Here is a 2407-nt window from a genome sequence, read left to right as displayed (position 1 = left end):
GTATAGTAAGAATGGTTTCATGAACAGAAATGATTTGTCTAAATATAWTTTTAGACAAATCTAAATTTTAATTTAAATATATCAAATTAAATATTTAGATAATATTTAACAACCTTAAAATCAAAACATTTAAACAAAAAATAAAAGTACTTAGCGTTGAGTGAAGCGCTTTTATTTTCGAACCCGAGTAATAGTTAGCAAGACATCCATCATCCATTTTACATCTCTCCTCTTACATTCTCCATCTCATACTACATTTCCTCCAGCGCCATTTATTAGCCCACTGGCCAGGTTAGCATCCTTTGCTTCCAGTTACTTCTTTTTTTTAAAATTTAATCGATTTTGAGTAAACAGCGATAATGCTTATCTAGCTGATTATAAACAACCTGCACTTGCTGTTCATAAATCAATGCAAAATGGACAGAAAAATCTTTTGAATATTTTCAACCATATCCTGCAAATACACCGTTATTATGATTATAATTGAATACTAAAGAGTGAATAAAACTATAATACCTGAAGGATTGTTATGCCTAAAGGAGTTTTAAACAGTACTAATCTTATAAACAGAATATATGTTGGTGATTAATAATTTCGAAGAGTATGAATCACATCTAGGTAAAGAACTAGGTGTTTCTCAATGGCATACCATAGACCAAGAACAGATTAATAAATTTGCCGATGCAACCTTAGATCACCAATGGATACACACCGACCCGGAAAAAGCTAAAAATGAAGGGCCATTTAAGGCAACAATAGCACATGGATATTTAACCTTATCCTTAATTCCTTATTTATGGAAACAGATTGCGGATGTACGTAATATTAAAATGGAGATCAATTATGGTATTGAACGTTTTAAATTTGGTCAGGCAGTTTTAGTGGATAGCGAAGTGCAATTAAAAGCAAAATTAAATTGCATTAGCAATTTGAGGGGAATAACTAAAGTTACGATTCAAGCAACGCTTGTGATTAAAGACCAACCCAAACCAGCATATGTGGGCGATGTTGTATTCTTGTACCACTTCATCTGATATCATTCAATTTTGGCTACATAACTACGCTTAGTTTTCATATCGGGATTCTTGATATCGGGTAACTTGATTTTGGCTAGCGACATTTCTATCGATACAGATGCATCCCGTTTTCTGGCTTCGGTGGCTATGCTTGAAATGATATTTTTTAAGGTATTCAGTGCTGCAAAATACTGACGATCCAGTGTTTTAATGGCATTCATATCGCGATTTTTCTGTTGGTATTCCAGGTTTGCTTTTTCACAACAATTGTACTGAATCTGATCTAAATATGCTAACTTTTCGGTTATTATAGACAGTGCTGACGCGGATAACTTAAGTCCTTTAATGTCAACAACTTTATCATCCTTAACTAAATAATTTAAGCCATTGAACGAAATGGTTTTGAGCGGAGTATTGTTAATAATTGCTGTGGGTTTTGGAAGCTGTTTTTTTGAATTAAAACCATCTTCAATCAGCGCTTTGTTGTAACTGAACCGATCGGCTAAAAGTGAATCAATTAACTGGTTGCCATCCTTTATTTGCTCAGCAGTTGTACTGATAGCATGAGAAGCCGTCAGATTCTTAGTTGAGTTACAGCTAAAACAAATGAATAAAATAACCCCCAAAAAAGGCAAAATTTTATTTTTCATATCCAACAATTAATCAAATGCAAATTATGGAATTAACGGTTTATTGCACTTCACAATTGACGAACAATTTACTTTACATTTATTTAAGCTGTGCTGTAGAAAAGTATATTCTTGCCAGCAATTATATTGTTTTAATGATTACCTACATTTAAAACATGTGGGTAGAATTTCGATTTTTATAAAATTATTCGAGTTACCGAATTACAAAAAACGTTTTTTTAGATGATTATTTTACCGTAACAAAAAAACCATTTTAACGTATGCGCAAAACTAGTATAACTATATGTTCTATGTGAGTAAATAAAAGCTATACTGACAAATAACGGGTGAAAATCCTGTTAAAAAGGGCGCTCTCTTTCAGCAATCCTTAATGTTGATCCTGTTATAGGAGCCAGTTTATCACAAATATGAGAATACAAAGATGGACCAGCCGTGCTGAGCTTCAAACGCTCCGGGAGGGTGATTATATTACATACGAATCATATTCAGGACCGATAAAAAAAATAGAAGTGCATCATTTTAGAAACGAACAACATTTTTATATTAAGATTTATAATTTAAAACAAACCATACTGATTATCACATGATCAATATCTAAAAAACCAAAGATATTTTAATGATCCACGTAAAATATCCTATTCTCAAACTAATCAAATCTTGCATGTGCAGGCGTGCCTTCGCTTTTTTCGCACATTTATTTTAGAACTACTAACGGCCTATCGTACTGGCGAATGCACAAGA

General features: G+C 32.7%; 2 protein-coding genes. One reads left to right on the top strand and one right to left on the bottom strand.

Features of this window, described 5'->3' with window-relative positions:
- The first annotated feature begins 575 nt into the window (after positions 1 to 575).
- Positions 576 to 1034: a MaoC family dehydratase gene (locus AC1DND_RS25830; protein WP_029274701.1), complete on the top strand. Its 459-nt coding sequence runs from the start codon at positions 576 to 578 to the stop codon at positions 1032 to 1034.
- A gap of 2 nt (positions 1035 to 1036) precedes the next feature.
- Here AC1DND_RS25830 and AC1DND_RS25825 read toward each other — a convergent pair whose 3' ends face one another.
- The gene (locus tag AC1DND_RS25825) at positions 1037 to 1666 is read right to left on the bottom strand and encodes a hypothetical protein (RefSeq protein WP_477585441.1); all 630 of its coding nucleotides are present in this window, start codon (positions 1664 to 1666) and stop codon (positions 1037 to 1039) included.
- Positions 1667 to 2407: the final 741 nt, after the last annotated feature.

The sequence above is a fragment of the Pedobacter sp. 01N416 genome, from assembly GCF_056399685.1.
The sequence above is the reverse complement of the archived record's forward strand: the minus strand, read 5'-3'. Positions and strand labels throughout refer to the sequence as shown.